Origin of the sequence: Kitasatospora sp. NPDC085879, from assembly GCF_040686255.1 — a bacterium.
In the GTDB taxonomy this organism is placed as follows: Bacteria; Actinomycetota; Actinomycetes; order Streptomycetales; family Streptomycetaceae; genus Kitasatospora.
In genome coordinates, this window is sequence record NZ_JBFBJZ010000154.1 from 1 (window position 1) to 5,837 (window position 5,837).

At 66.8% G+C, this 5,837-nt stretch carries 6 protein-coding genes and 2 pseudogenes; 2 read left to right on the forward strand and 6 right to left on the reverse strand.

Features of this window, described 5'->3' with window-relative positions; translation table 11 throughout:
* Positions 1-90: 90 nt before the first annotated feature.
* Positions 91-1,232, reverse strand: a pseudogene (locus tag AB0P35_RS41340) (IS630 family transposase).
* Between the two features lie 109 nt (positions 1,233-1,341).
* Between AB0P35_RS41340 and AB0P35_RS41345 the strand changes: the two are divergent.
* The gene (locus tag AB0P35_RS41345; protein WP_363521612.1) at positions 1,342-1,758 is read left to right on the forward strand and encodes a nuclear transport factor 2 family protein; all 417 of its coding nucleotides are present in this window, start codon (positions 1,342-1,344) and stop codon (positions 1,756-1,758) included.
* Between the two features lie 169 nt (positions 1,759-1,927).
* On the opposite strand, the gene AB0P35_RS41350 is transcribed toward AB0P35_RS41345, so the two are convergent.
* The 5 genes from AB0P35_RS41350 to AB0P35_RS41370 all read right to left on the reverse strand — a co-directional run bounded on the left by AB0P35_RS41350 (position 1,928) and on the right by AB0P35_RS41370 (position 4,886).
* Positions 1,928-2,323, reverse strand: a complete 396-nt coding sequence (locus tag AB0P35_RS41350; protein WP_363521614.1) for a hypothetical protein — start codon at positions 2,321-2,323, stop codon at positions 1,928-1,930.
* A 368-nt stretch (positions 2,324-2,691) separates the two neighbouring features.
* On the reverse strand, positions 2,692-3,087 hold the full coding sequence (locus tag AB0P35_RS41355; protein ID WP_363521617.1) for a peptidase inhibitor family I36 protein: 396 nt from the start codon (positions 3,085-3,087) through the stop codon (positions 2,692-2,694).
* 37 nt (positions 3,088-3,124) lie between these two features.
* Positions 3,125-3,538: a spore-associated protein A gene (locus AB0P35_RS41360; RefSeq protein WP_363521620.1), complete on the reverse strand. Its 414-nt coding sequence runs from the start codon at positions 3,536-3,538 to the stop codon at positions 3,125-3,127.
* 2 nt (positions 3,539-3,540) lie between these two features.
* Positions 3,541-3,933: a peptidase inhibitor family I36 protein gene (locus tag AB0P35_RS41365; protein ID WP_363521623.1), complete on the reverse strand. Its 393-nt coding sequence runs from the start codon at positions 3,931-3,933 to the stop codon at positions 3,541-3,543.
* Between the two features lie 35 nt (positions 3,934-3,968).
* Positions 3,969-4,886: a hypothetical protein gene (locus AB0P35_RS41370; protein ID WP_363521626.1), complete on the reverse strand. Its 918-nt coding sequence runs from the start codon at positions 4,884-4,886 to the stop codon at positions 3,969-3,971.
* 346 nt (positions 4,887-5,232) lie between these two features.
* Here AB0P35_RS41370 and AB0P35_RS41375 point away from each other — a divergent pair.
* Positions 5,233-5,439: pseudogene (locus AB0P35_RS41375) on the forward strand (IS630 family transposase); the annotation flags it as partial.
* Positions 5,440-5,837 lie beyond the last annotated feature (398 nt).

The following is a 5,837-nucleotide window of genomic DNA, read 5'->3' on the forward strand; positions in this document are numbered from 1 at the left end:
TCAAATCCCTCGCCGACTATCTCACCAAGATCAACCCGACAGGCCCGGCATCAGAGCAAAACTCACCCTCGTGATTTGCGGCGCAAGACACTAGTGCCGCATCAGGCCAACGTTCGCCCTGTTGACCACGTCACGGAGGCGTTCGTCGCCGGCGTGCTTGTTTCGCCAGATGATGTAGCGGCGGATCATGCTGCCCTGCTCCTTGTGGCTGGCGTGATCGGTGCCGTCGAGGGCGAAGTAGCGCAGGGCGGTGAACTGGGCCTCGATCCGGTTCAGCCACGAGCTGTTGGTCGGGGTGTCGGCGATCTCCACGTTGTTCGCCGCCGCCCACGTCCCGACCCGCTGGCATCGCTTCGTCGTCAGGTGCGGCGAGTAGTTGTCGCAGACGATCGCGATGCGCACATCCGCCGGATGCAGTGAGCGCAGGTAGCGGCAGAACTCCAGAAATTTGGAGCGGTTCTTCGTCTTCTTGATGTGCCCGTAGAGCTGGTCCTTGGCGAGGTCGTAGGCGGCGAACAGATGCCGGACCCCGTGTGGGCGGGTGTAGGTCGCCCGGCGGCGGGGCCTCGGCTCGCGGTCGGGGTCCTTGTGCCGGCCGCCGCGCTCGGCCCACTGCTTCCCGGGGTGGGGCTGGAGGTTGAGCGGCCCGAACTCGTCCATGCAGAAGACGACTTCGGGCTCGCCTTCCTCGGGTATGACCTCGCCGTCGGCGATCGCGTAGAGGTGCTCGACCCTCGCCTTCTTGGCCGCGTAGTCGGGATCGCGGGAAGCCTTCCAGGTCTTCACGCGTTGAAAGGAGACGCCTTCCTCGCGGAGCAGGATGCGAAGGCCCTCGTGGCTGATGTCGTCGACCACCCCCTCGGCGACCAGGAAGTCGGCCAGCTTGGTCAGCTCCAGGTCGAGAACGGCAGGCCGTGCTCGGCCGGCTTGGACTTGGCGATCTTCTTGATCTCCCGGCGTTCGGGCAGGGTGAAGGTCCTGGGCCGTCCGCCCCGGTACTTCGGGTAGAGCGAGTCGAAGCCGTCGTTGAAGTTGTGGATCACGTCCCGGACCCGGTCCGGGCTGGTGAACGTCACCTCTGCGATTTTCACCACCGGCAGGCCCTGCGCGGACAGCAGCACCATCTGGGCCCGCCGCCAGGTCACCACCGAGCCGGTGCCCCTGCGGATGATCCGCAGTAGCCGGCCTCCCTCGTCGTCGTCGATCTCATGGACCCTCACTTTCTCAGCCATAGGGTCATTCTGAATGCTCCACCGGATGGGTCCCGCGCGGCGTCGACGAGCGGGGCCGTCCGGGGATGTGCCCTGGCGAGTCCGATCGGCCGATGGATACGGTCCTTCCATGTCCGACTCAGCCGAAGACATCAGCAACAGCAACGCCGAAGTCGTCCGCCGCTACCTTCGGGTCTTCGAGACGAAGGAGGTCGCCGCGCTCGAAGAGCTCGTTGCCGAGGACGTCCTCGTTCATGGCGCGGGTCTTCACGGCCAGGGGCGGCACTACCCCGAGGGGGCGGTGCTGACTCCAGGGCTGTCCAACTGCCGCGTCCAAGTGGATGACCTTTTCGCGGCCGGCGACCGGGTCACCGTGGCGTTCACCCTCACCTACACCCACGACCGCAGCGGCCGGGATCTCACGATGACGGGCATCAAGTCCCACCGGCTCCGAGACGGACGGATCGTCGAGTTCTGGGGCGAGACCGACCTTTACGGACTTCTCCGCCAGGCCGGACTCGTACCCGAGCAGATTCCGCCCCTCTGACCGGACCACAACAGAACCAGTCGCCCGACCAGGACGGTTACGGGACGAGGCGAACGTTGCCGGGCACGGCACACCGGACGCTGCCGCCTGCCCAGCTGAGGTTCGATTTTCCGTTCAGCATCACCCGCCGGGCACGGATCACTCCCGTGCCCGGCGGCCCTGACCACACCTACGGCGCCGGGACGACCTCCACCCCGGCCGCGAGCATGGCGGCGGTGACCCGACGGGCCACCGCCTCGTGGCAGATCATCAGCACGGTCCGTGGATCGTCCCGGCGGCAGGGCAGATAGCCGCCGCCGGCCTCCAGCAGCTGCCACCGGTCGCGTTCCGTGGTCCACAGCGGTTCGAGTTCGGCCAGGGCATGCTCGGCCTCCTCCGCCGCTGCCGCTTCCCGCGCCCGGCGGCCTACCGGCGGGCGCGGCGCGGTGGCGTGCAGGGTGACGCTCGTCAGGTAGCCGGGCCCGTCGACCGGCCGGACCTCCAACTCCGGCGGCAGCCGATCACCGAGGGCCTCCAGCACCTCGACCCCCGGGTAGCCGAACAGGTCGATGTCCCCGAGCACCACCGGCGTCCCACCCGGGCTCCCCGACGCCGACCTGCCACGACTCAACTCGACAGAGCGGACTGCCAGTTCCCCGCCCACCTGCTCCACGCGCACGGTCACTTCGACGTCACCCCAGCGGACAGCGCAGCCCCCGGCATCGCCCTCCACCGCCCGGACACCACCGAGGCCCGCCAGGACCTCGGCCACCCTCCCCCCACCGGACCCGAACCGCAGGGTGGCTGTACCACCGGGCAGGACAACCCCGACTGCGGGAAGCAACTCGAACATCGGCCGATCCTCTCCCGGAGTCGGAGGGGATGCAAGCACGAACAGCCGGGCCCCGGTACGCGACAAGTGCTCACCGGGGCCCGGCTGTTCGGCTGCGGGGCTCAGCCACAGAAGGGGATGGCGTACTTCACCGAGGCGTTCTCGTTGTACGTGTTGTCCAGGTTCGCGGCTTCGTGGTAGTTGAACATGTCGCTCGGGCCGCTGTAGTTGGAGTTGTAGTACACCCAGACCGTCAGGCACGAGTTGTCGACAGCCGAGGCCGCGTTGTTCTTGACGTGCTGCCCCTGGCCGTTGCCGGGGCTGTTGAAGGTGTACCCGGCGAGGTCGGGGATGCTCTGCGACACCACGAAGTGGGACCCCTGCTCGTTCGAGTTGTAGAACAGGCAGAAGTACGACTCCGGACAGTCGCTCGCGTCGGCGTGCGCGGCGGTGGCGAAGGCGGGGACGAGCAGGGCGGCGCCCAGGGCTGCCGCGGCGAGCTTGAGGGTGCGCTTCATTTCTTTCGGTCCTCTCATCATGGAAAGTCGCGGGGACTCAACTGCAGTGGGAGTCGAGCTTCTCCGCCAAGTCCTCGTCGATCGCGCTCACCCAGTCGATGCACTGGCCCGGCGCGTACACGTAGACCGGCCCGGCGTACGTGCTGTAGTAGTCGCCGTCCTTCTGCCACGGGCTCCCCTCGACGGCGACCCGGATGTTGGCGATCACGTAGACCGGACCACCGGGGATGTTGCGGACCGTCACGGCACAGTTCTTACCCGTCGAGCTGTTGTACGTCAGGAACGCGGTGCCGCCCGCGAGCTCTATCGAGTCGATGACGTTGTAACCCGAGCCGCACACCCCGTTGTAGGAGGCTGCCTGAGCCGCCGAGGGCACGGCGACCACCGAACCGACGGCGGCGATCACGGCAACACCCAGGCGGCCGACGGTCTGCTTGATGCTGCGCTGCATGGTCAGGCGCAGAGCTGCGTGGTGAAGGACAGCGAGGCGTTCTCGTTGTACGTGTTCTCCAGGTTGGCCGACTCGAACATGGGGATGAAATCGTTCGGGCCGCTGAAGTTGGAGTTGAAGTACACGTGGGCTGGGCACCCGTTGTTCACGACAGATGCGGCGTTGTTCTTGACGGGCTGGCCCTGACCGTTTCCGGGGCTGGTGAAGATGTAGCCTGCAAGGTTGGGCACGCTGTCTCCCAGAGTGTCGTGGGAGCCCTGCTGGTTCGAGTTGTAGAAGAAACAGAAGGACCACTTTTCACAGTCGCTCGCGTCGGCGTGCGCAGTGGTGGCGAAAGCCGGGACGAGCAAGGCAGCACCAAGGGCCGCCGCGGCGAGCTTGAGGGTGCGCTTCATTTCTTCTTTCGGTCCTCTCATCGTGGAAAATTGCTTCACTGATCGCGCAACACGGCATCGGCCTTGGCGAGTTGCTCGCCCTTCACCTTGAGCGCCGCCGTGAAGTCGGCCTGTTGCCGGGCGATCAGTTCGTTCTGCAAGGAGGTCTCGGCCGCGAACCAGGTGTCGACCAGATGCACCTGCTGCTTGCAGACCACGTCCGCCGTCGCCACCTCGCGCTCCAGCTGCGTGGGCGAATCCCCCTGGAAACGGCGGTCGCTGATCGCATCCAGCGGATTGGGGTAGGAGTAGCCCTTCCCCTTCATGCAGCTGGACCAGGCTTCGAAGGCCCGCTTGACCTGCGGCACCGACAGACTGGCCTTGAAGGTCTCGAAATCAGCGTGCTGGGCCACGTCGCTCGAGCCCAGCGCCCCCGAGCCGGCTAGTTCCTTCTTCGCCTCGTCGTAGCAGCCGCCGGGCGGTACGGGTACACCGTTGACCCGGAGTTCGGCGCCACCCGCACCAGTCTTCCCGGTGAGCGCCTTCTGCTGCTCGGCGGAGAACGTGGGCTTCTCGACCGGGTGGGTCCGCGGGTCACGGTCACCGAGGTGGTAGCCGTCAGCCGCCACCTGGGCCAGGTCCGTCACGCCGTACCGACGTTCCATGAACGTGCGGGGCCCGGTCGGTTGGCCGGCGGGTGTGACAGCCTGGTCGAGGCCGAACCTCTGCAGGCACTTCCTGCGCAGCGCGGCCCCGGCCCGGGCCAGCTTCACCGAGTCCGCGTCGGAGAACAGATAGGTCTCCACCGGCAGATGCAGCTCCGCAGCTGTCGGGAGTGCAGACGGCGCCTGCGCCGTCTGCACCGCCCCCCTGACCGGCTGTACACCCGACGAACACCCCGCCAGCGCAAGGCACATGAGCCCGGTCAGGCCCACCAGCCGTGCGCCCGACGGCCGTTTGAAACTCTTCCGCATCTCGTCCTGCGTCCTCCTCCGGTCCGACGGCGACCGGCCGGCGGGGGAACCCCTCGGCCTGGATGCCAGCGTGCTGGAGGGAGGTATCGCGTCGGTCTCATCCCCGTAACGCCCGCGGCCGGTCACCGGGCGGTGCGGCCACCCCGTCGGCGCAGGTCGATCGCGGCCAGACCGTCGGGCAGGCCGAGGACCAGTCCTCCCGGTTCTCCATTGAGTTCGGCTCGTCAGGGTGAACCTTGGCGAAGTTCCTGATGGGTCTGGAGCGGTGGCTGTAGCCGTGATGTGTGAGATATGCGGATGAGGGCGGGCTGACCCCCGCGGGGTGTGAGCGCCGACAAGCGGTCCGGAGATCGCCCACACCCCGACCACCAGCTCCTGGCTCAACCGGATTGAGGCCCAGTTCACCGCCCTGTGCTATTTCGCCCTCGACGGCACCGACCGCGGCAACCACAAGGAACAGGGCAGCATGGATCCGCCGCTACATCATCTGGCGGGACAACACGCCGCCGACGCGCGCCTACGAGCAGTAGTCGACAGGGCGAACGTCGCCTGAGCCGCCATCGCGGACATCGGCCAGGTCACCCTTGGGCACCCGGCTCGACCGGGCGGACATACCACTCCGAGTGGAAGTCCGCTTGCAGGACCACTTCGTCCTGCCGGAGGTAGTCGGCGTTATGAAGGACGACTCCGCTCACCACAAAGTGGCTGACACTCGAGTCGGTTGCGCATCTCACGGTCACGTCCGCTGGAGTGGTGTATCGACGGCCACTCCAGCGGGCGTGACCCCGGTCGGCTTTCCCCACCGCCACCGACAGCGCAGCAGACTCGTCAGAAGAGGGCGAACGTTGCTTGATGCGGCACTAGTGTCTTGCGCCGCAAATCACGAGGGTAAGTTGCTACCCTTTTCGAGTGTCACATCCTGGGCCTTCTGCCGTGTCGATCACGTTGTCC

Excerpts from the sequence above, each read along its gene's own strand:
- AB0P35_RS41345 (WP_363521612.1), top strand. The coding sequence starts at position 1,342 with ATGTCCGACTCAGCCGAAGACATCAGCAACAGCAACGCCGAAGTCGTC.
- AB0P35_RS41355 (WP_363521617.1), bottom strand. The coding sequence starts at position 3,087 with ATGAAGCGCACCCTCAAGCTCGCCGCGGCAGCCCTGGGCGCCGCCCTG.
- AB0P35_RS41360 (WP_363521620.1), bottom strand. The coding sequence starts at position 3,538 with ATGCAGCGCAGCATCAAGCAGACCGTCGGCCGCCTGGGTGTTGCCGTG.
- AB0P35_RS41365 (WP_363521623.1), bottom strand. The coding sequence starts at position 3,933 with ATGAAGCGCACCCTCAAGCTCGCCGCGGCGGCCCTTGGTGCTGCCTTG.
- AB0P35_RS41370 (WP_363521626.1), bottom strand. The coding sequence starts at position 4,886 with ATGCGGAAGAGTTTCAAACGGCCGTCGGGCGCACGGCTGGTGGGCCTG.